General features: G+C 63.5%; 19 protein-coding genes. 15 read left to right on the top strand and 4 right to left on the bottom strand.

What is annotated here, in order from left to right; all coding sequences use genetic code 11:
* Positions 1-113: 113 nt before the first annotated feature.
* Positions 114-614, bottom strand: coding sequence for a ribosomal protein S18-alanine N-acetyltransferase (rimI, locus tag EBQ26_RS02760; RefSeq protein ID WP_122237519.1), 501 nt, complete (start codon positions 612-614; stop codon positions 114-116).
* A 149-nt stretch (positions 615-763) separates the two neighbouring features.
* On the opposite strand from rimI, the gene tatA reads away from it, so the two are divergent.
* The 7 genes from tatA to EBQ26_RS02795 all read left to right on the top strand — a co-directional run bounded on the left by tatA (position 764) and on the right by EBQ26_RS02795 (position 8,369).
* Positions 764-997, top strand: a complete 234-nt coding sequence (tatA, locus tag EBQ26_RS02765; RefSeq protein WP_122237520.1) for a Sec-independent protein translocase subunit TatA — start codon at positions 764-766, stop codon at positions 995-997.
* A gap of 97 nt (positions 998-1,094) precedes the next feature.
* Positions 1,095-1,676 (top strand): Sec-independent protein translocase protein TatB, encoded by a 582-nt coding sequence (gene tatB, locus EBQ26_RS02770; RefSeq protein ID WP_122237521.1) that lies wholly within the window; start codon positions 1,095-1,097, stop codon positions 1,674-1,676.
* Between the two features lie 142 nt (positions 1,677-1,818).
* Positions 1,819-2,628 carry a twin-arginine translocase subunit TatC gene (gene tatC / locus EBQ26_RS02775; protein ID WP_122237522.1) on the top strand — a complete coding sequence of 270 codons (810 nt, stop codon included), beginning with the start codon at positions 1,819-1,821 and terminating at the stop codon, positions 2,626-2,628.
* A 151-nt stretch (positions 2,629-2,779) separates the two neighbouring features.
* On the top strand, positions 2,780-3,445 hold the full coding sequence (locus tag EBQ26_RS02780; protein WP_122237677.1) for an ABC transporter ATP-binding protein: 666 nt from the start codon (positions 2,780-2,782) through the stop codon (positions 3,443-3,445).
* A 233-nt stretch (positions 3,446-3,678) separates the two neighbouring features.
* Positions 3,679-6,474, top strand: coding sequence for a leucine--tRNA ligase (gene leuS, locus EBQ26_RS02785; protein ID WP_122237523.1), 2,796 nt, complete (start codon positions 3,679-3,681; stop codon positions 6,472-6,474).
* Positions 6,475-6,561: 87 nt separating this feature from the next.
* Entirely contained in the window at positions 6,562-7,104 is a 543-nt protein-coding gene (locus EBQ26_RS02790) for an LPS-assembly lipoprotein LptE (RefSeq protein ID WP_122237524.1), read from the top strand.
* Between the two features lie 152 nt (positions 7,105-7,256).
* Complete coding sequence (locus EBQ26_RS02795; protein WP_122237525.1) at positions 7,257-8,369, top strand: RluA family pseudouridine synthase; 1,113 nt, start codon at positions 7,257-7,259, stop codon at positions 8,367-8,369.
* Positions 8,370-8,509: 140 nt separating this feature from the next.
* On the opposite strand, the gene EBQ26_RS02800 is transcribed toward EBQ26_RS02795, so the two are convergent.
* Together EBQ26_RS02800 and EBQ26_RS02805 are read right to left on the bottom strand one after the other, a co-directional pair.
* A complete protein-coding gene (locus tag EBQ26_RS02800; protein WP_122237526.1) occupies positions 8,510-10,249 on the bottom strand; it encodes a PhoH family protein in 1,740 nt (579 codons plus the stop codon).
* A gap of 78 nt (positions 10,250-10,327) precedes the next feature.
* Complete coding sequence (locus EBQ26_RS02805) at positions 10,328-10,894, bottom strand: flavin reductase family protein (protein WP_122237527.1); 567 nt, start codon at positions 10,892-10,894, stop codon at positions 10,328-10,330.
* Positions 10,895-11,182: 288 nt separating this feature from the next.
* Here EBQ26_RS02805 and EBQ26_RS02810 point away from each other — a divergent pair, with 288 nt between their 5' ends.
* The 6 genes from EBQ26_RS02810 to EBQ26_RS02835 all read left to right on the top strand — a co-directional run bounded on the left by EBQ26_RS02810 (position 11,183) and on the right by EBQ26_RS02835 (position 16,125).
* Positions 11,183-11,896: a pirin family protein gene (locus EBQ26_RS02810; protein ID WP_122237528.1), complete on the top strand. Its 714-nt coding sequence runs from the start codon at positions 11,183-11,185 to the stop codon at positions 11,894-11,896.
* A 144-nt stretch (positions 11,897-12,040) separates the two neighbouring features.
* Positions 12,041-12,661 carry a glutathione S-transferase family protein gene (locus EBQ26_RS02815; RefSeq protein ID WP_238944097.1) on the top strand — a complete coding sequence of 207 codons (621 nt, stop codon included), beginning with the start codon at positions 12,041-12,043 and terminating at the stop codon, positions 12,659-12,661.
* A gap of 159 nt (positions 12,662-12,820) precedes the next feature.
* Entirely contained in the window at positions 12,821-13,432 is a 612-nt protein-coding gene (locus tag EBQ26_RS02820; RefSeq protein ID WP_122237529.1) for an RICIN domain-containing protein, read from the top strand.
* Between the two features lie 211 nt (positions 13,433-13,643).
* Positions 13,644-14,183, top strand: coding sequence for a DUF924 family protein (locus EBQ26_RS02825; protein ID WP_122237530.1), 540 nt, complete (start codon positions 13,644-13,646; stop codon positions 14,181-14,183).
* Between the two features lie 45 nt (positions 14,184-14,228).
* Positions 14,229-14,768, top strand: coding sequence for an NADPH-dependent FMN reductase (locus tag EBQ26_RS02830; RefSeq protein ID WP_122237531.1), 540 nt, complete (start codon positions 14,229-14,231; stop codon positions 14,766-14,768).
* Between the two features lie 79 nt (positions 14,769-14,847).
* Entirely contained in the window at positions 14,848-16,125 is a 1,278-nt protein-coding gene (locus tag EBQ26_RS02835; RefSeq protein ID WP_122237532.1) for a cell division protein FtsZ, read from the top strand.
* Between the two features lie 139 nt (positions 16,126-16,264).
* Here EBQ26_RS02835 and EBQ26_RS02840 read toward each other — a convergent pair whose 3' ends face one another.
* A complete protein-coding gene (locus tag EBQ26_RS02840) occupies positions 16,265-18,034 on the bottom strand; it encodes a vWA domain-containing protein (RefSeq protein WP_238944098.1) in 1,770 nt (589 codons plus the stop codon).
* A 212-nt stretch (positions 18,035-18,246) separates the two neighbouring features.
* On the opposite strand from EBQ26_RS02840, the gene rdgB reads away from it, so the two are divergent.
* Both rdgB and EBQ26_RS02850 read left to right on the top strand, forming a co-directional pair.
* Positions 18,247-18,855 (top strand): RdgB/HAM1 family non-canonical purine NTP pyrophosphatase, encoded by a 609-nt coding sequence (rdgB, locus tag EBQ26_RS02845; protein ID WP_122237533.1) that lies wholly within the window; start codon positions 18,247-18,249, stop codon positions 18,853-18,855.
* Between the two features lie 81 nt (positions 18,856-18,936).
* Positions 18,937-20,295 (top strand): TolC family outer membrane protein, encoded by a 1,359-nt coding sequence (locus EBQ26_RS02850; RefSeq protein WP_122237534.1) that lies wholly within the window; start codon positions 18,937-18,939, stop codon positions 20,293-20,295.
* Positions 20,296-20,357 lie beyond the last annotated feature (62 nt).

The following is a 20,357-nucleotide window of genomic DNA, read 5'->3' on the forward strand; positions in this document are numbered from 1 at the left end:
CAGGGCGCAGCGGCGCGCGGCATCCTAACTGAAAAGCGGCGCAGCCTGTTGGCCAGCGGGGGGCTTGGCAAATCCGCTTCTAGCCCACTCGTGCAGAGATCGTGAACAGGCGCTTATAGCCGCTTGCGCATGATGAGGGCGTGCTCGCGCGCTTTGCCTTCCAATGGGTAATAGTTTTTGCGCACGGCAATTGGCTCGTAGCCCAGGCGGGCGTACAGCGCCTGGGCGGCGAGGTTGCTCTCGCGCACTTCCAGCCACACTTGCGCGGCGCCTTGCTGCCAAGCCCAGGTGTGCATGGCCTGCATCAAAAGCTGCCCCAAGCCCCGGCCGCGGCAAGCGGCTGCGACGGTGAGGGTGAGCAAGTGGGCCTCCTCCACCCCGGGCATGGCGACAAGGTAGCCCAGCAGGCGGCATTGCGGGCCTTGTTGTGGGTTTTGGGGCGGGTTTTGATGTGGGCCTTGATGCCATAGGGCGGGCATGTAGCAGCCTGTGGCCAATGAGTCGGCGAAGTTGCCGCGGCTCCAGGGGTGGCTGTGGCTGGCTTGTTCCAGGGCCATGACTTGGTCCAGATCGTCTGGCGTCATGGCGCGCCATTGCAGGTGTGAGGCAGGCATGGGCAGAGAAGGGGGGAGGGGGGCGCTCGCAGCCGTGGCGCCGTGCGGGGCTTGCGCCCTCGCATACAATGAAAAGCGCCCCGGGTGGGTTTGCGCCGTGTGACGGTGCGCCGCGCGCCCGGCCCTTGAAACGAGTTTGGAGTGAATGCATGGGCAGTTTATCGATTTGGCACTGGCTGATCGTCTTGCTGGTGGTGGTAATGATTTTTGGCACGAAGAAGCTGCGCAATATCGGCAGCGATCTGGGCGGTGCGGTCAAGGGCTTCAAGGAAGGCATGCGTGAGGAAGAAAAAACCGCCGATGCCGCCAAGGTGCAAGACCAAAGCGCTGCGGCCAACGCGCCCGCTCCCGCAATCGATGTGCAGGCCAAGGAAAAGAGCTGAGAAATGGCCATGCTTTGGCCGCATCGTCTTGGCGCCCCGCGCGGGCGCCGCTGTTTTTTTGGATCTCCTTTCGTAGCCGGCCCGTCCGGCTTTTGACATGTTTGATCTCGGTATTTCCAAAATCATGCTCATTGGCGTGGTCGCGCTGGTGGTCATCGGCCCTGAGCGCCTGCCACGGGTGGCCCGGACGGTGGGCGCCTTGATGGGCAAGGCCCAGCGCTACGTCAACGAAGTCAAGCGGGAGGTGAACCAGGCCATCGAAATCGATGAGCTGAACAAGGCCAAAGCCTCCATCGAAAGCGCCGCGCGTGATCTGGAGCACAGCGTGCGCACGCATGCCAGCGATTTTCAGCAAGGTGTGCAGACCCTCTCGCAAGACGTGAGCAAAGAGGTGGCCCCGGCCAGCGCAGGCGCTGCCCAGCCGCAGGACGATAAGGCCCAGTGGGAGGGGGCGTGGGAGACGCTGGAGAGCGACACCCCCGAGGACGCCTCCCGGCGCGAATTCATCGCCGCAGGCGCATCCAGCGTGGCGCCGGTGGCCTATGTGCCGCCGCGCAAGAACTGGCGCAGCCGCCGCCAGGCCGTGCCCGCCTGGTACAAGGCGCGCCAGCAGGTGCGCACGCGTTTGCGCTCGGGCACGGCGCGGGCGGCGCGTTCAAAGTCAGGGCCAATGGCCTGAATATGCCTGGCCCAAGCGCATCGGCGTTGCTGATGGCCCTGATGGTCCTGTTGTCGCCTGCCCCGCTGCCGCCTATTGATTCATCCGCAGCCTGCCGCTTGCCTTGGGCGGGCCGCTATTTCCCGTTTCCCCGTTTTCCCTCATGGCCTCCACCTCTGACGACCACGACGAACTGGCTGGCACCGAGCAGCCTTTTGTGCAGCACCTTGTGGAGCTGCGCAACCGCATCCTGTATGCGTTTTTGGGTTTTTTGGCGGCGGTCATCGGCCTGATGATCTGGCCCGGCCCGGCCGCGCTGATCGACTTCATCGCCTTGCCCATCCGCGCGCACATGCCGCCCGATGCCAAGCTGATTGCCGTGGGCGTGCTCTCGCCGTTTCTGGTGCCGCTCAAGGTGGTGCTGATGACGGCGCTGCTGGTGGCGCTGCCCTGGTTGATCTACCAGATCTGGGCCTTTGTGGCGCCGGGGCTTTACAGCCACGAAAAGCGCTTTGCGCTGCCGCTGATTCTGATTGGCAGCTTGCTGGCCTATGTGGGCATTGGGTTTGTGCAGTTTGTGGTGCTGGATAACCTGTTCGAGTTCATCCAGAAAGTCTCGCCCGAAAGCGTGGCGGCCACGCCGGACGTGGCCTCGTATGTGAGCGTGATCCTCTCGCTCTACATCGGTTTTGCGCTGGCCTTTCAGGTGCCGGTGGTGGTGATGCTGCTGGTGCAGGCCAAGCTGGTGCCGGTGGAGAAGCTGCGCGCCTTCCGGCCTTACTTCATCATCGTGGCCTTTGTGTTCTGCGCCATCGTCACGCCGCCAGACCCCATCTCCATGCTGGCGCTGGCCATTCCCATGTGCTTGCTCTACGAAGTGGGGCTGTGGGCGGCGCGCTGGTTCCAATCCAAGGAAACCGCCGTGGCAGAAACGTCTGCGTCCTCGAATTCTTCCGAAAATACAAATCAATAAGAAAAATTATGCGCATTTTTCGGCATGATGGTATTGAAGTGTTTTTTATTATTGATTTGAAATATTCATTGTTGGCCTGAGAGGGATAGCACCGATGGACCTGCCTTTTCCCAGCCGAGCGCAGCCAGAATTGGCCGCTTCGGCCCCGCCCATGATCGCCGCCGAGGGCCTGAGCAAAACGGTGCAGGACTCCAGCGGCACCCTGCCCATCCTGCAAGACATCAACGTGGCCTTTGCGGCGCAGACCACGGCTGCCATCGTGGGCGCATCCGGCTCGGGCAAAAGCACGCTGCTGTCGCTGCTGGCGGGGCTGGATACGCCCACCGCTGGCACCGTCCGCCTGGCCGGGCAGGACATCTTCGCCCTGGATGAAGACCAGCGCGCCGCGCTGCGCGCGCAGAAAACCGGCTTCGTGTTCCAGAACTTCCAACTGCTGGGCAGCCTGACGGCGCTGGAAAACGTCATGCTGCCGCTGGAGCTGGCCGGCCAGCGCCAGGCCAGGGCGATGGCGACGCAAATGCTCCAGCGCGTGGGGCTGGGCCAGCGGCTGGGCCACTACCCGCGCGTGCTCTCCGGCGGTGAGCAGCAGCGCGTGGCGCTGGCGCGCGCCTTCGTCGTGCGCCCGCAAGTGCTGTTCGCCGACGAGCCCACCGGCAGTCTGGATTACGCCACCGGCCAGGCGGTGATGGCGCTGATGCTGGAGCTGAACCAGGAGCTGGGCACCACCCTCATCATGGTCACGCACGACCGGGAACTGGCCGCGCGCTGCCAGCAGCGCGTGCGCATGGAGGCCGGGCGCATCGTGGCCGATGCCTGAGCGCCTGCGCGCCTGCGCAAAATCCCTGCCCGCAGCCCAGGCTGCTTGACACGCCCCTCACGCCAGGCTGCCAGCCTTGGCGGGAGGGCGCAGAGTTCATAACACGCTCTAGAATGCCGCATTGGCCTGCGCCCGCAGGCCGTTGTTGTTTGCGGGCTGCGCGTTGTGCGCACGGCGCGGGTTGCGCCCCCGCATCGGCATCCCCCGCTTCTCCCATCCTGTATCGCCCTGCCATGCAAGAAAAATACGATCCCGCAGCGGTTGAATCCGCCGCCCAAGCCCACTGGCGCGCGCAAGACGCCTACCGCGTCACCGAAGACGCCAGCCGCCCCAAGTACTACGCCTGCTCCATGCTGCCTTACCCCAGCGGCAAGCTGCACATGGGCCACGTGCGCAACTACACCATCAACGACATGCTCACGCGCTCCCTGCGCATGCAGGGCTACAACGTGCTCATGCCGATGGGCTGGGATGCGTTTGGCCTGCCGGCTGAAAACGCCGCCATCAAAAACGGTGTGCCGCCGGCCAAGTGGACGTACGAGAACATCGACTACATGAAGGGCCAGATGCAGGCCATGGGCCTGGCCATCGACTGGAGCCGTGAAATCGCCACGTGCGACCCCGACTACTACAAGTGGAACCAGTGGCTGTTTTTGAAGATGCTGGAAAAAGGCATCGCCTACCGCAAAACCCAGATGGTGAACTGGGACCCGGTGGACCAAACCGTGCTGGCCAATGAGCAGGTGATCGAAGGGCGCGGCTGGCGCACCGGCGCGCTGGTGGAAAAGCGCGAAATCCCCGGCTACTACCTCAAGATCACCGATTACGCGCAAGAGCTGCTCGACCACGTGCAAGTGGGCAACCCCCAGGCCACGCTCACCGGCTGGCCTGACAAGGTGCGGCTGATGCAGGAGAACTGGATTGGCAAAAGCGAGGGCGTGCGCTTTGCCTTCACCTTCACGCCGGGGCAGGGCATCCCTCACCCCCAACCCCTCTCCCGCGAGCAGGAGAGGGGGGCGTCCGGCCTGGGGCTGTCGCCCCAGGAGGCTTTCGAGCTGGGCCGCATGTACGTCTTCACCACCCGCGCCGACACCATCATGGGCGTGACCTTCTGCGCCGTCGCCCCCGAGCACCCGCTGGCCGCGCACGCCGCGCAGAACAACCCGGCGCTGGCCGCCTTCATCGAAAAATGCCAACAGGGCGGCACGACCGAGGCCGAGCTGGCGCTGAAGGAAAAAGAGGGCATGGACACGGGCCTGACCGTAACTCACCCGCTCACCGGCCAAGCCCTGCCCGTGTGGGTGGGCAACTACGTGCTGATGAGCTATGGCGACGGCGCCGTGATGGGCGTGCCCGGCCACGACGAGCGCGACTTTGCCTTTGCCCACAAATACGGCCTGCCCATCCAGCAAGTGGTGCAAGTAGGCGATGAAAGCTACGACGCCAGCCAGTGGCAAGACTGGTATGGCGACAAGGAACGCGGCGTGTGCGTCAACTCCGGTCATCTGGACGGCATGAACTACGCCACCGCCGTGAACACCGTGGCCGCCGAACTGGCCGAAAAAGGCCTGGGTGAGAAAAAAACCACCTGGCGCCTGCGCGACTGGGGCATCAGCCGCCAGCGCTACTGGGGCACGCCCATCCCCATCATCCACTGCGAGCACTGCGGCCCGCAGCCCGTGCCGGAAAAAGACCTGCCCGTGCGCCTGCCCGAAGACCTGGTGCCCGATGGCGGCGGCAGCCCGTTGGCCAAGCACGAAGCCTTCCACGCGGGCGTGACCTGCCCGAAATGCGGCGCGCCCGCGCGGCGCGAGACGGACACCATGGACACCTTCGTGGACAGCTCCTGGTACTTCATGCGCTACTGCAATCCGCGCGATGACCAGCACATGGTGGCCGAGGCCGCACAGCAACATTGGATGCCGATGGACCAGTACATCGGTGGCATCGAGCACGCCATCTTGCACCTGCTGTATGCGCGTTTCTGGACCAAAGTCATGCGCGACCTGGGGCTGGTGAAGATCGACGAGCCTTTCACCCGCCTGCTCACGCAAGGCATGGTGCTCAACCACATCTACAGCCGCCGCACCGCCAAGGGCGCCAAAGATTACTTCTGGCCCAAGGACGTGGAGCACGTGTTCGACGATGCAGGCAAGATCATCGGCGCCAAGCTCAAAAACGCGGCGGAAAGCAGCGATGGCCTGCTACCCGCAGGCACGCCCATCGACTACGAAGGCGTGGGCACCATGAGCAAATCCAAAAACAACGGCGTGGATCCGCAAGAGCTGATCGCCCAATACGGCGCCGACACCGCGCGCCTGTACACCATGTTCACCGCGCCGCCCGAGCTGACGCTGGAGTGGAACGACTCCGCCGTCGAGGGCAGCTACCGCTTCTTGCGCCGGGTGTGGAACTTCGGCGCCAAGCTGCACGGCATGGCGGGCGTGGCTGCGGCCATTGCCGCGCTGCCTGCCAAAGGCGCTGCCCACAGCGCGCCGCAAGCCGACTTCGGCAAGGCCGCCAAAGCCCTGCGCTACGACATCCACAGCGTGTTGGGCCAAGTCGATTTCGACTACCAGCGCATGCAATACAACACCGTCGTCTCCGGCGCGATGAAGATGCTCAACGCCCTCGAAGCCTTCAAAGCCGATGAGGCAAGTGCTGATGCCGCCGGTGATGCCACTGCGCTGGCCGAGAGCTTTGGCATCCTGCTGCGCGTGCTTTACCCCGCCACGCCGCACATTGCCCATGTGCTTTGGCAGGAGCTGGGCTACGCCGCCGTCATGGGCGACTTGCTTGACGCCCCCTGGCCCAAGGCCGATGCCGCCGCGCTGGAGCAGGACGAAATCGAATACATGCTGCAAATCAACGGCAAGCTGCGCGGCAGCATCACGGTGCCCGCCAGCGCCGACAAGGCCGCCATCGAAGCTGCCGCCTTGGCCTCGCCCGCGTTCGAGAAACAAGCTGCGGGCGCCGCGCCCAAGAAAATCATCGTCGTGCCCAAAAAGCTGGTGAACGTGGTGGTGTGATGCCGTTGCCCGCAAGCCTTGGCCTTGGCCGCCAGGCCAAAGCCAAGGCTTGCCGCACCGCCACGCTCAAGCCCTTGGAGAAAACCCATGCAACGCCGCCAATTCCTGACCCGCAGCGCAACCGCCACAGCCGCTGCCGTTGTGACCGTGACAGCCGCCGCCAGCCTGAGCGCCTGCGGCTTTGCGCTGCGCGGCTCGGCCAATTACCCCTTCAAATCCGTCTTTATCCAGGCGGCGGACGCCTCGCCGCTGGCGCGCCAATTGCAGCGCACGCTGGAGGCCGCGGGCATCACCGTGCTGCGCGCCCCCAGCAGCCCGCAGATGGCCGAGAAAGTCTTTGAATTGCTGCAAGAGCAGCATGAGAGGGTGGTGGTGAGCCAATCGGCCGCTGGCAACGTGCGCGAGCTGCAATTGCGCTTGCGTGTGCGCTACCGCCTCACATCCGCCCATGCGCCAACCAGCAGCCAGGCCAGCGGGCAGACCGCCGCGCAGACGACGGAGCTGCTGCAAACGCGCGATCTCAATTACGACGAAACCTACGCCCTGGCCAAGGAGGAAGAAGCGCAAATGCTGTTTCGCGATATGCAGGCGGATTTGGTCGGGCAGATTGTGCGGCGTTTGGCAAGCTGATTTTTCAAATCAAAAAGAAACAAAATCGCCTTGTTTTGGCATGATGGGTATATAATCAATTTTACTTTGATTGGATGTATTGCCGTGATGCCGGAGCGGCTTTGATTTCTTGCAGGCCGCTGTCCCCTTCAATCCCCCTTTCCTTGCTTGCCATGAGCTGCCACCGCACCGAATGCCCGGATGGGCCTGCATCGCGTCTGGACGCGGCGGCCCAGGCCAGCGATGCTGCCGAGTTGGAACTGGCCGCCGAGCAGCGCTGCGGCCAGATCGTCGCAGCCTGGCACGGGCAGCGGCTGGACAAGGTGGTGCTGGAGCTGGCGGGCGAGTTCTCGCGCAGCCACTTGCAGCAGCTCATCAAAAGCGGCCAAGTGCTGCTCGATGGCCAATGCATCACCAAGCCCGCGCACAAGGTGCAAGTGGGCCAGCGCATCGCCATCACCTTGCAGGCCACGGCGCAAAGCCAGGCTTTTGTGCCCCAGGCCATGCCTTTGCCCATCGTGTATGAGGACGAGGCCATATTGGTCATCGACAAGCCCGCGGGCCTGGTCGTGCACCCGGCGGCGGGCAACTGGAGCGGCACCTTGCTCAACGGCTTGCTGGCCTACGACAGCGCCCTGGCCCGCTTGCCGCGCGCGGGCATCGTGCACCGGCTGGACAAAGACACCAGCGGGCTGATGGTGGTGGCCAAAACCCTGCCCGCGCAAACCGCGCTGGTCGAGCGCATTGCCGCGCGGCAAGTCTCGCGGCAGTACCTGGCCGTGGCCAGCCGCAGCGCGCAGGCGCGCAGCCCCTGGCAGGCGGTGGGCGAGAGCGTGCGGGTGGATGCGCCCATTGGCCGCGATCCGCGCAACCGCTTGCGCATGGCGGTGCTGGAGAGCTGCCCGCCGGGCAAGCCCGCGCAAACCGATATGCGCCTGCTGGCGGGTGCGCCAGCCGATAACGATGTTGATGCCGCTGCGCTGCAAGCTGCACAACCCGCACAGCTCGTGCAACCCGCGCAGGCCCGTTTTGCCTTGCTGCACTGCAGCTTGCACACGGGCCGCACACACCAGATTCGCGTCCACGCCCGCCATCTGGGCTGGCCTTTGGTGGGCGATGCCACTTATGGCGGCCCGCCCCATGCGGCCATCGCCCGCCAGGCTTTGCATGCCTGGCGCCTGGGGCTGGAGCACCCGCTCACCGGCCAGGCCTTGCAGTGGCACAGCCCTTTGCCTGCCGATATGCAGGCGTTGCTGGCGGCGCTGGGTCTGCCGCTGCCTGAATAGAGGTGAGGGGAGGGCGCTCCGGGATGCCTCGGGGTGCAAAAAAATCCATTTCAAAAAAAATAAAACCACCATGTTTCGGCATGGTGGTTTTTAAATGGTTTTTACTTTGATTTGCAATTTATGGGTTGGGCCAAGCCTTCCTACAGCACTTCGCTGGCGTAGTCCGCCAGGCGTGAGCGCTCGCCGCGCGCGAGGGTGACGTGGCCGCAATAGGCCCAACCTTTGAAGCGATCGACGGCGTAGGTCAGGCCGCTGGAGCCTTCGGTCAGGTAGGGCGTGTCGATCTGCGCCAGGTTGCCCATGCAGACGATTTTGGTGCCGGGGCCGGCGCGCGTGACCAGCGTCTTGATTTGCTTGGGTGTGAGGTTTTGCGCCTCATCGATGATGAGGTATTTGTTCAGAAAAGTGCGCCCGCGCATGAAGTTCATGCTCTTGATCTTGATGCGGTTGCGGATGAGGTCGTTGCCCACGTTGTGCGTCCAGTTGGGGCCGCTGGGGCTGGCGCTGCCTTTGGTGAGAAACTCCAGGTTGTCGTCCAGCGCGCCCATCCACGGGCCCATTTTTTCTTCTTCCGTGCCGGGCAGAAAGCCGATGTCCTCGCCCACGTTGACGGTGGCGCGCGTCATGATGATTTCGCTGTAGCGGCGCTCGTCGAGCACCTGGCGCAAACCGGCGGCCAGGGCCATGAGGGTTTTGCCCGTGCCTGCGGTGCCGGCGAGGGTGACGAAGTCGATCTCCGGGTCCATCAGCAGGTTCAGGGCGAAGTTTTGCTCGCGGTTGCGCGCCGTCACGCCCCAGACGTTGTTCTTGGCGCTGGTGTAGTCGCGCAGGGTGCGCAGCACGGCGCTGTTGCCCTGCACCTCCTGCACGATGGTGTAAATGCCCGCCTCGCCCGGTGCTTCGTAATAGACGAATTGGTTGACCAGCAGCTCGGCCGCAATGGGGCCGTGGATGCGGTAATAGGTGTGGCCCTGCGCTTGCCAGCTCTCGAGCTTTTTGCCCTGCTTGGTCCAGAAGTCCGCGGGCAGGGCGAGGGTGCCGCTGTAGAGCAGCTCGTCGTCATCCAGAACTTTGTCGTTTTGGTAATCCTCGGCCAGCATGCCCAGCGCGCGGGCTTTGACGCGCATGTTGATGTCTTTGGAAACGAGGATGACTTCGCGCCCCGGGTGCTGTTTTTGCAGGGCATGGACGACGCCCAGAATCTGGTTGTCGGCCTTGCTCTTGGGCAGGCTGGCGGGCAGCTCGGTATCGAGCAGGCTGGTCTGGAAAATCAGGCGGCCCGTGGCCTGTTTTTGCCCCGTGGCATTGAGGGGCAGGCCAGCGCTGAGGTCGCCGTCGCTGAGCGATACCAGCGCATCCAGGTTGCGGCTGACCTGGCGGCCATTGCGGGCCACTTCGGTGGCGCCGCGCTTGTGCGAATCGAGCTCTTCGAGCACCACCAGAGAGAGATAAATATCGTGCTCCTCAAAGCGGAACAGGGAAGTGGGGTCGTGCAGCAAAACGTTGGTGTCCAGCACGAACAGCCGCGTGGCCTGCTCGTGCTCGGGGCTGCTGACGCGTGTGCGTGTGCGCCGCACCTTGCTGGCGCGTGCGGGCGCAGGCGTGGCCTGGGGCGCAGGCGCGGTCGCTGGCGCGCTGGCGGCTGTGTGCTGAACCGCTTGTGACGCTTGGGGGGTCTTGGCCCGGCTGCGTGCAGCCGCAGGCTTGGCCGTGGTTGCTGGGGGGATTGCCGCTTGGGGCAATTCAACCGCATCGGCCGTATCAGGCGCACCAGCGTTGGCTGCAACCACCAGCTTGGCGCGATTGGGGCGCGCGGCAGCAGCGCTGGCGCTGGGCTGAACCTTGGTTCCACGACGTTTGGGAGCAGGAGGCAATGGCATGGCGGTACAGGAAATAAAGAGTGGAGAGAAATGCGCTCGCGCAGAGATTTTGAACAGGCTCTGACAGGGCCGAACAACTCAAGGCGCGACAACGCGGCTTTTGCCGGTGAGGTAAAACTGCCCGCCGGCGACGTAGTGCAGTGTTTTCAGAGAATCGTCCACATCATCGAAGTGCCAATGCCCCTGGCGGAATACGCGCTCATCAGCCCAGGCGGCGAGGACTTCACCAATGAACAAATCGTAAGCCTGCTGATTGTGCGGCTCGGGCAGCAAGCGGCAAACCAGATAGGCCGCACAGCCTTGCACCAGCGGCACATCAAAGCCGTCCTGGTAAAACAGCTTGGCCCCTGCCTGGTGGATTTTTTCCTGGTTGTGCTTGCGGCTCTCGCCCATGGCCATCACCAATTGGGCTTGGCTGGCAAAGGGCACCTGCAGGGCAAATTGGCCACTGCCTTCGATCAATGGGCGCGTGAAAGTGGACTTGTCGATCACGACGGTGACACGCGCAGGGGAGAAATCCAGCGCGCAGGCCCAGGAGGCGGACATGACGTTTTCAACGCCGCCGTGCTTGGCCGACACCATGACAGTGGGGCCGTGGTTGATGAGGCGAAAGGATTTTTCGAGGGGTACAGGCTGCAAGAACATAGGGCTGTGCATTGGACAAATGCGGCCCTTGAGCATAGCAGCCCTATCGACTGCGGCAATGCCCCGACAGATGCCGCCCGGCGTTTGTCTGTGCCCGACTGCGCATGCTGGCGTGCATGGCGACATTTTCGGTAACCATGGCAATGGAAACAGGGTTTTCAATTCCATTCTTGCAACAATGTGGTGGTGTTTGAGCTATTTAATCTATTTGTTTGCTCTATCACAATGCGAGCATGTTCTGGGCGATGCCCGTCGCATCCGCCCTTTTGCAATAGTCAGGAGTACAGAATGAAAACCCTCTACCACGCTGCCGCTAGCCGAGGCGATGCTCACCACGGTTGGTTAAATAGCCGCCACACTTTCAGCTTTGCCAACTATTACGACCCCGATCGCATGGGTTTTGGCGCGTTGCGCGTGATCAATGACGATCAAGTGGCCGGCGGCGCTGGCTTTGGCACCCACCCGCACCAGGATATGGAGATCATCTCCATCCCCTTGCAAGGCGACTTGGCGCACCGCGACAGCATGGGCAATGGCAGCATCATCAAGCATGGTGATATTCAAGTCATGTCCGCTGGCACTGGCGTGACGCATAGCGAAATGAACGCCAATGCCGATGCGCCGGTGAAGTTTTTGCAAATTTGGGTTTTCCCGAAACACCGTGGGGTGCAGCCGCGTTACCAACAGATCACCCTGGCCGATGAGGCCCGGCCCAACGACTTTCAGCAAATCCTCTCGCCCAACGCCGACGATGCGGGGGTGTGGATTCATCAGGATGCCTGGTTTTCGTTGGCCAAGTTCGAGCGCGGCACACGCAAGACCTACAGTGTGAAAAAGCCGGGCAATGGCGTGTATGTTTTCGTCATTGAAGGCGAGGCCAAGGTGGCTGGGCAAATCCTGCAACGCCGTGATGGCCTGGGCGTGTGGGAAGCCGATGCCTTTGAGGTAGAGGCGTTGGCCGATGCTGAAATCCTGTTGATGGACGTGCCGATGGCGCCTTGAAAATGACGCCGGGTCAGAGCCTGTAACCAATCTCTCTGTGGCGTTGGCCGCCCGGCCCTCTATGCTTTGCCCTTGCCTCCATTTCTCTGGCAAGGGCCATTGCACCCAAGAAATAACCCAAGAAATTGAACCCGAGGAACAACGATGAGCATGAAGCTTTATTACGCCCCCGGCACTTGCGCGCTGGCTTGCTGGATTGCCATGGAATGGGCTGGCGCCCAGTACGAGGCCATTCGCGCCGATTATTCTTCTGAAGAGTACAAGCGCATCAACCCGCTGGCGGCTGTGCCTGCGCTGGATATTGGCGGCAAGCGTGCCGTGACCCAGGCGCCGGCCATCTTGCAGTACATCGCCGATTTGCACCCGGAGGCGGACATTGGCAGCAACGAAGGGCTGGTCAATGCTTTTGAGATGAATGAAACGCTTTCCTTCCTGGCCAGCGATTTGCATCCAGCGTTCTGGCCGCTGTTCTTCCCGCAGCGCTACACCACCGACACCAGTGAAGCAGCGCTGGAGAAGGCCAGGCAAGCCGCCTTCGCCCGCATCGACCGAGCCATGCAGCATTTGGACAAGCTGATCGCCGCAGGCAATGGCCACGTTTATCAAGGCAAGCGCAGCATCGCCGATGCCTATGCCTTCGTGATGGCGCGCTGGACTGAATACACCCCCAAGCACTGGCGCGAATACCCCCATGTGGCCGCCCTGATGCAGCGCATGGAGCAAGACCCGGCTGTGCAGAAAGTGCTGCAAGCACAAAAAGCATAAGCGTTTTGCTTTGCAATGGCGGGCAGAGTGGCTTGCCATTGCGTAGCGACTGCATAGCGTTTGCACGACGTTGGCAGCGTTGGCATGTGGCCGATGGCTATGCGTTGATGCCGACCGATCCCGTGCTTTGGTTTGTTCTACGTTTGCCCGATTTGCTCCATGGCCTCCTACCTTTCACCCACCCTGGCATGGCGTAGCCCTGTTTTGCTCCTGCTGTTGAGCAGCCTAGCCATCGCTGCCTGCGCCCAGGCCAAGGCGCAAGGCAGTCCCGAAGATCAGCGCCCGACCCAGGCTGCGCACCTGCGGCTGGTGGACGCCCTGGACCGCCCGCAGGATGGCTATTGCCTGGATATCCTCGGCTCCGGGCCGTACATCCGCTTTGACATGCCGATGACCGCGCACAACTGCAAGCCGGGGCTGTATGCCGACGAGGCCGTGGTCTGGGATGCCGATGGCAAGATCCGCTTTCCTGCCTACAACGTCTGCGCCACCGTGGCGGGCATCCAGCAAACCGTGTTGCCCGGTGCCGCCGTCATGCCGCGCCAGTGCGATGAGCGCAGCCCGTTTCTGGAAGCGCAGCATCTGCAACGCTTCATTCACCGGCCCGATGGCCGGGTGGAGCTGGCCGGCTCGGGCTTGTGCCTGTCGGCGGGGGCCGAGTCGGCGCGCACCTTCGACCCGGATCACCGCTGGCGCACCCTGTCCATGCAGCGCTGTGAGGACGTACCACTGGCACGCTCGCGCTGGCAGTTGAGCGCGCCCAAGCCCTGAGAGCCTGTTCAAAATCTTTGCACGGCGGTCAAGAGAGCGGATTTGGGCGGTCTGCGGCGTTGCAAAGCCTCGCCATAGCCCGAGCTATGGCTACGTTTTGCGCCTTGCAGCCCATCCCAAACCGCTTCTTGCCCACTCGCGCCGAGATTTTGCACAGGCTCTGAGCCGCAACCAGAACCCACCATCCACCAGCCACCCCAAGAAAGCCCGCATGTCCCCCCAAGCCGTACTCGATTTCTGGTTCAACGAAGACCATCAGCCACTCTGGTTCAAAAAGAGCGAGGATTTCGACGCAAAAATCCGCGAGCGCTTTGCCGTGCTGTGGCAGCAGGCCGCATATTCGGAGCTCGATGGCTGGCGCGAAACCTTGCAAGGGCGGCTGGCGGAAATCATCGTGCTCGACCAGTTCTCGCGCAACCTGTTTCGCGCCAGCCCCATAGCCTTTGCCCAGGACAACATGGCTGTGGCGCTGGCGCAGGAGGCCGTGCGCCAGCCGGGCTTTGCCGACATGCAGCCCACTGAGCGACACTTCATGCTGATGCCGCTGATGCACAGCGAGAGCCGCCGCATCCATGAACAGGCGGTAGCGCTGTTCGAGCGCTACACCACGCCGTATGCGCTGGATTTTGAAATCAAGCACAAGGTCATCATCGACCGCTTTGGCCGTTACCCGCACCGCAATGCCGTGCTGGGGCGCGAGAGCACGGCTGAAGAAATCGCTTTTTTGCAAGAGCCTGGCTCATCTTTCTGAGAGCGCCACCAACAGGCGCTTGGTTTTTCTTCGAGGAGTTTTTTTATGACCCGTATGGCCCTTGTCGTTGGCAGCTTGGCGAAAAAATCGCTGAATCGTGCCATTGCCCACCACATCACCGCCCAGGCCCCTGCCGGGTTCGCCATTGAGGAAGTCCAAATTGGCGATTTGCCGCTTTACACGCAAGACCTGGACGGCATGGAGGTGCCAGCTTACGAGCGTGTGCGCACACAGCTCAAAGCTGCTGACGTGGTGTTGATTGCCAGCCCCGAGCACAATCGCAGCATTCCGGCAGCGCTGAAGAATTTGCTCGATATCGCCTCGCGTCCGGCAGGGCAAGGCCTCTGGGGAGGCAAGAAAGTGGCCATCCTCACCGCCTCGCCCGGTGCCTATGGTGGCATCAACAGCGGCCTGCACCTGCGCCAAAGCCTGCAAGCGATGGGGGCGGATCTTTTGATCGCGCCTGAAGTTTTCTTGAGCCGGGCGCACACCGCTTTGGGTGAAGATGGGCAGGTCAGCAATGAAAGTACGGCGGCTTTCCTCGATAAATTCGCCACTGCCTTCTACGCCTGGGCCGGGCGCTGAGCGCGCATGGCGCCCGACTGGCTGGTTGGCCGCGCGGCGCGCCGGGGCAAAGCGCAGCGTGTCCCTAAAATAGCCGGTCATGAGCACTTTGCACATCACCTTCGCACTTCTGGGCGCGGCCGTTATTCTGGCCGTCATTGTTTACAACCTTTGGTACAACGCCAGGCATGCACCGCGCAAGGCGCGGGAGGCGGTGGCCGATGCCACGCCGCAAAGCGATGTGCGGCGTGAGCCAGCGCTGGATGGTTCGGCCCAGGCTCTGGATGCGCCCGAAGGGCTGCGCGAGCCGGGTTGGGTGGATGGGCAAGGCCCGGGGCCAGACGCAGCCAAACCAACAGGGCTGTTTGGCCAGGGGCGCAGGGTGAAATCCAAAGCCGCGCAAGCCGGGCAGAGCAGAGCAACGGGGCTGACGCCAATGCCAACGGCGGCCCAGCAGGATGAGGCGCAGGCGTTGGCCGTGCAGGCTGCGCAGGCGGGCCTTGAGCCTGCCGCGCATTCCCCCTCGCCTGCCGCGCCAGCGCCTGCCGAGCCGCCCAGCCAAGAGTTCGACAGCCTGGTCTTCAGCGTGGCGCCGCTGGCGTTGGACAAGCCCGTCTCGGGCGAGGCCGCTTTGGCTGCGCTGCCGCCCACCCACCGCATTGGCAAAAAGCAGTTTTTGGTGCAGGGCTTGAACATCCAGACGCGGCAGTGGGAAGCGCCGCATGCAGGCTCGCGCTACAGCGAGTTCCAGGCGGCCATTCAACTGGCCAACCGGCAGGGCGCGCTCAACGAGCTGGAGTTTTCGGAGTTCGTGCTGAAAACGCAGGATTTCGCCGATGCCATCGGCGCCGAGCCGGATTTTCCCGACATGCTGCATGAAGTGGCGCGGGGGCGCGAGGTGGACGGTTTCGCCGCCGCCAACGATGCTGTGCTGAATCTGATGCTGGTGGCCCAGCGCGCGACGTGGAGCCCCGGCTACATCAACCAATGCGCGGCGCGCCACGGCTTCAAGCCCTCGCTCACGCCAGGCCGCCTGGTGCTGCCCGCAGTGCAGCCGCATATGCCGCCGGTTTTGGCGCTGAGCTACGACTCGCAGGCGGCGATGGCCGACGATTTGGATCACACACCGATCAACGAGATCTTGTTCACCCTGGATGTGCCCAATGTGGACCGGGCGGAAAACGCGTTTGAGCGCCTGCGCCACATCCTCGGCGAGCTGGCTGAGACCATGGAGGGCAACATTACCGACCCCGACGGGCGCAAGCTGCCAGCGATGGCGATCGAGTCCATTGGAGCGGATTTGAACCAGCTTTACGAGGCGCTGGAGGCTAGGGGCTTTCCGGCGGGTAGCCCATCGGCGTTAAAGCTGTTTAGTTGATTTTACAATTCAATGTAAATTTGATTTGATGCCTAAATTGCCGAAATAGGCGGATATTTTTTCTTATTGATGTGTAAAAAGGCGCCGCCGCTTAGACAAGCGGTGGCGCCTTGGCGTTTGTGTGCTTGCATCACACGCTCTAACGCGCTGCAGAAAGCGCGGCCGCTTTGCGCACCAGCTCCACCATGCCTTGGCGCTCGCCATACGGGTCTGCGCCGCGGGCGCTCTCTGCCAGGCGGGCGATGGCGGCCCAATCCATGCTGCCGTTGTACTGCCCGCCCTTCAAAGCCTGGCCAAAGGCGGCGGCGGCGATGGCAAAGCGCGTATCCGCATCGGCCCCATCCAGTGCGACGGCCCGCTGGGCCACGGGCGCGCTCATGCTGGCGCTGCTTTGGCCCCGGGCAGGCTTGTAGTGCAGTTGGATAAAGGCGTACTCGCCCGCGCCATTGGGCTGCGCGGCCTCTGCTTTGGGCGCGGTGGGGCTGTGTGGGGTTGCGTAGCGGCGAGGCTCCAGCCAGCCGGGCGCGCCCTGGGGGATGAATTCGTACAGCGCCGTGACGCTGTGGCCTGCGCCGATATCGCCTGCATCCACGCGGTCGTTGTTGAAATCCTCCTGCCGCAAAGTGCGGTTTTCGTAGCCCACCAGGCGGTATTCCTTGACGGTGGCGGGGTTGAACTCCACCTGCACCTTCACATCGTGCGCCACGGTGGCCAGGGTGGAGGAGAGCTGGCGCACCAGCACCTTGCGCGCTTCGGCCGACTGGTCGATGTAGCTGTAATTGCCATCGCCCACATCGGCCATTTGCTCCATCAGCTCGTCGTTGTAATTGCCCTGGCCAAAGCCCAGGGTGGACAGCGAAATGCCGCTGTTGCGCTTATCGGCGACCAGGCTTTTCAGCGCCTGGGTGTCGCTGATGCCGACGTTGAAATCCCCATCCGTGGCCAGCAGGATGCGGTTGATGCCTTTGGGCTTGAAGTGCTTTTCGGCGCTGTCGTAGGCCATGCGGATGGCCGATTCGCCCGCCGTGGAGCCATAGGCGCTGAGCTGCTGCAGCGCGCTGTAAATGGCGTCGAAGCGGTCGCCTGCCGTGGCTGGCAGCAGCGTGCCGACGGAGCCGGCGTAGGTAATCAGCGTCAGCGTGTCTTGCGCGCGCAGGTGGGCGGCGAAGTAGCACACGGTTTTTTGCGCCAGATCGAGCTTGCCAGGCTGATCCATCGAGCCGGAGGTGTCGATGAGGAACACCAAATTCGCAGGCGGCAGCGCGCCCGCCTGCATCTCGGCGGCCTTGATGCCAATGCGCAGCAGCTTGGCATGCTTTTGCCAGGGCGAATCCACCACCGCGCTATGCACGGCAAAGGGTTGGCCGTCGCGCGGCTGAGCCCAGTCGTAGCTGAAGTAATTGACCATCTCCTCCAGCCGCACCGCATCGGCCGGCGGCAGATGGCCGCCGTTGAGGTAGCGGCGCACGTTGGCGTAGCTGCCCGTATCCACATCAATGCTGAAGGTGGAAACCGGCTGCTGTGCGGTGCTGTGCACCGGGTTGGGGGCGTAATGGGCATAGCGTTCGCGCTGCGCGGGCGGCAGGGGCGCGATGGCGTCTAGCGCGGCGTTGCGTTTGGGCTGGGAGAGCACCGCAGGCGCAAACTCCAAAACCGCTGGGGCCGTCGTGCTCGTTATGGCCTGCGCCCTATGTACCGGCAGGCTGGCCTCGGGCACACGGCGCGGAGCCAGCCGAATCTGCTCGCAGCGCTGCATTTTTTCGGCCACGCCGCCGGGTGGCGATGCGGCTGCGTGCGCACCTTCGGGGGGCGCGGCTGCGTGCGCTGCCGCAGGGGCCGCATACGCCCAGCCGCTGGCCAGCGCGTGCGCCGCCAAAACCAACATGGGCCACGGGGTGGGATGGGACATGGGGAAACCTCCTTGCATGGGTGGGGTGTGAGATGCCGCACATGATGCAAGCAGATCGCTTGGTTGCCGGGGCGTAAGCGGCTGGCGGCGATGGCAAAGATGTAAGAACCTGTTCAAAATCTTTGCACGGCGCTCTGCCAAGCGCGGGGCATGCTGCGCCGATAATGGCCGCTTTTTTCTCCCGACTACTCAGAACAGAAAGAGCGCAGCCCATGCAAATCGTCCTGGCCTCCAACAACCGCGGCAAGCTCCAGGAGCTGCAAGCCCTGTTTGCTCCTCTGGGCGTTGAGCTGATTGCCCAAGGCACGCTGTTTGAGGGCGAGGCCGAGGAGCCGCATTGCACCTTCGTCGAAAACGCCTTGGCCAAAGCCCGCTTTGCCGCAGCGAAAACGGGCCTGCCCGCCATTGCCGATGATGCGGGCCTGTGCGTGGCGGCCTTTGGCGGCCAGCCTGGCGTGCAAACCGCCTATTACTGCACGCAATTTGGTTACGAAAAAAACGACGCCAACAACGTCACCGCCTTGCTGGAGCAAATGCAAGGCGTGGCCGATCGGCGCGCCCACATGGTCAGCACGCTGGTGGGCGTGCGCAGCCCGCAAGACCCGGAGCCGCTGATCGCCATCGGCCGTGTCGGCGTGGAAATCGCCCCGCAGCGCCAAGGGCAAGGCGGATTTGGCTTCGATCCCGTACTGCTGGTGCCTGAGCTGGGCCAAACCTTTGCCCAGTTGAGCGAGGAGCGCAAAAACCACTACAGCCACCGTGGCCGCGCCGCGCGCCAAATGCAAGAGCTGGTGCGCCAGCATTGGCTGGCTGCCGCCTGAGCGCCTGTTCGCAGGTTGTCGCAGGCTCTGAGCGCCCTGTTGCAGCCCGCGCCCGAGCCACCGTGTGATTCTCTTTTTTCCATGCGAGCCTTCTTCACCGCCATCGCCCCCGTCGTCCCTGTTGCCCTGGCCCTGTTTACCTGGGCCGCTGCCACCAGCGCCCAGGCGCAAAGCCTGCTGCACATGGTGGAAAGCGCCACGGGCTACGACGCCGCCTGGCGCGCCGCCAGCGCCGCCCAGCAGGCGTCCCAGCACCGCAGCGCCCAGGCGCGCGCGCCGCTGCTGCCGCAAGTGGGCGTGGGTGCGGAGCTGGCGCGCGGCTACACGCGCCTGCACCCGCCGGGGGTCAGCCACGCGGGGGCTCAGGCCCAGTGGGCGCTGCAAGCCTCGCAGACGCTGTACCGCCCAGCGCAAAAAATCACTTTCGCGCAAAGCCAGTTGGCGGCCAGGCAGGCGGTCCACCAGCTCGATGCCGCTGCACAAGAGCTGATCGTGCGCATTGCCCAGGCCTATTTCAACGCCTTGGCCGCGCAGGATGCGCTGCGTTTCGTGCAAGCGCAAAAAGCCGCAGTGCAGGAGCAACTGGCGGCGGCCGAGCGCAACTTCGAGGTGGGCAACGCCACCATCACCGACACGCGTGAGGCCCAGGCGCGCTTTGACCTGATCCGCGCGCAGGAAATCGCCGCTGCCAACGATTGGCAGGTGAAAAAACTGGCCCTCGAGCAAGCCACCGGGCTGCACCAGGCCCGCCCCTGGCCGCTGCGCGAGCCAGTGCAATTGCCCACGCTGGAGCCGCGCGAGGCGCAAGCCTGGGTGGAGCAGGCGCTGGCGCATCAGCCCCACATCCAGCAAGCCCGGCTGGGGCTGGAGATGGCCCAATTGGAGACGGAAAAAGCCCGCGCAGGCCACCAGCCCACGGTGGATCTCAAAGCCAGCGTCACGGGCAGCCACACCCCCGATGGCAGCGCCATCGCCCCGCATTTGCGGCGCTCGCAGCAGGCACAAGTGGGCGTGGCGCTGAATCTGCCCTTGTTTGCGGGCTTTGCCGTGCAAAGCCGCGTGCAGGAAAGCCTGGCGCTGCAAGAGCAGGCCCGCGCCCAGCTCGACGGCGCGCGTCGCCACAGCGAGCAGGCGGTGCGCGAGGCGTTTTACGGCCTGCAATCGGGGCTGAGCCAGGTGCAGGCTTTGCAGGCGGCAGAGGCTTCCAGCCTGAGCGCGCTGGAGGCCAACCAGTTGGGCTACCAAGTGGGCGTGCGCATCAACATCGATGTGCTCAATGCCCAAAGCCAGTTGTTCCAGACCCGCCGCGAGTTGGCTCAGGCCCGCTATCAGGTGCTGATGGGGCATTTGCGCCTGGCCCAGGCCAGCGGTTTGCTGGATTGGCAGGCCCTGCGCCGTATCAACGCGCTGCTGGCTGAGCCGGACTCCCATCAACCTTGATGAAAAGCCTTAATAACCAATCAAAAGGATAAAAAATATGGCTGTTTCGGCAAGCTGGAAGG

Source organism: Allofranklinella schreckenbergeri (assembly GCF_003703475.1).
Lineage (GTDB): Bacteria > Pseudomonadota > Gammaproteobacteria > Burkholderiales > Burkholderiaceae_C > Lampropedia > Lampropedia schreckenbergeri.

What these genes read in the sequence shown, in the direction of transcription:
- rimI (WP_122237519.1), bottom strand. Translation starts at nt 614, where the DNA reads ATGCCTGCCTCACACCTGCAATGGCGCGCCATGACGCCAGACGATCTG.
- tatA (WP_122237520.1), top strand. Translation starts at nt 764, where the DNA reads ATGGGCAGTTTATCGATTTGGCACTGGCTGATCGTCTTGCTGGTGGTG.
- tatB (WP_122237521.1), top strand. Translation starts at nt 1,095, where the DNA reads ATGTTTGATCTCGGTATTTCCAAAATCATGCTCATTGGCGTGGTCGCG.
- tatC (WP_122237522.1), top strand. Translation starts at nt 1,819, where the DNA reads ATGGCCTCCACCTCTGACGACCACGACGAACTGGCTGGCACCGAGCAG.
- EBQ26_RS02780 (WP_122237677.1), top strand. Translation starts at nt 2,780, where the DNA reads ATGATCGCCGCCGAGGGCCTGAGCAAAACGGTGCAGGACTCCAGCGGC.
- leuS (WP_122237523.1), top strand. Translation starts at nt 3,679, where the DNA reads ATGCAAGAAAAATACGATCCCGCAGCGGTTGAATCCGCCGCCCAAGCC.
- EBQ26_RS02790 (WP_122237524.1), top strand. Translation starts at nt 6,562, where the DNA reads ATGCAACGCCGCCAATTCCTGACCCGCAGCGCAACCGCCACAGCCGCT.
- EBQ26_RS02795 (WP_122237525.1), top strand. Translation starts at nt 7,257, where the DNA reads ATGAGCTGCCACCGCACCGAATGCCCGGATGGGCCTGCATCGCGTCTG.
- EBQ26_RS02800 (WP_122237526.1), bottom strand. Translation starts at nt 10,249, where the DNA reads ATGCCATTGCCTCCTGCTCCCAAACGTCGTGGAACCAAGGTTCAGCCC.
- EBQ26_RS02805 (WP_122237527.1), bottom strand. Translation starts at nt 10,894, where the DNA reads ATGTTCTTGCAGCCTGTACCCCTCGAAAAATCCTTTCGCCTCATCAAC.
- EBQ26_RS02810 (WP_122237528.1), top strand. Translation starts at nt 11,183, where the DNA reads ATGAAAACCCTCTACCACGCTGCCGCTAGCCGAGGCGATGCTCACCAC.
- EBQ26_RS02815 (WP_238944097.1), top strand. Translation starts at nt 12,041, where the DNA reads ATGAGCATGAAGCTTTATTACGCCCCCGGCACTTGCGCGCTGGCTTGC.
- EBQ26_RS02820 (WP_122237529.1), top strand. Translation starts at nt 12,821, where the DNA reads ATGGCCTCCTACCTTTCACCCACCCTGGCATGGCGTAGCCCTGTTTTG.
- EBQ26_RS02825 (WP_122237530.1), top strand. Translation starts at nt 13,644, where the DNA reads ATGTCCCCCCAAGCCGTACTCGATTTCTGGTTCAACGAAGACCATCAG.
- EBQ26_RS02830 (WP_122237531.1), top strand. Translation starts at nt 14,229, where the DNA reads ATGACCCGTATGGCCCTTGTCGTTGGCAGCTTGGCGAAAAAATCGCTG.
- EBQ26_RS02835 (WP_122237532.1), top strand. Translation starts at nt 14,848, where the DNA reads ATGAGCACTTTGCACATCACCTTCGCACTTCTGGGCGCGGCCGTTATT.
- EBQ26_RS02840 (WP_238944098.1), bottom strand. Translation starts at nt 18,034, where the DNA reads ATGTCCCATCCCACCCCGTGGCCCATGTTGGTTTTGGCGGCGCACGCG.
- rdgB (WP_122237533.1), top strand. Translation starts at nt 18,247, where the DNA reads ATGCAAATCGTCCTGGCCTCCAACAACCGCGGCAAGCTCCAGGAGCTG.
- EBQ26_RS02850 (WP_122237534.1), top strand. Translation starts at nt 18,937, where the DNA reads ATGCGAGCCTTCTTCACCGCCATCGCCCCCGTCGTCCCTGTTGCCCTG.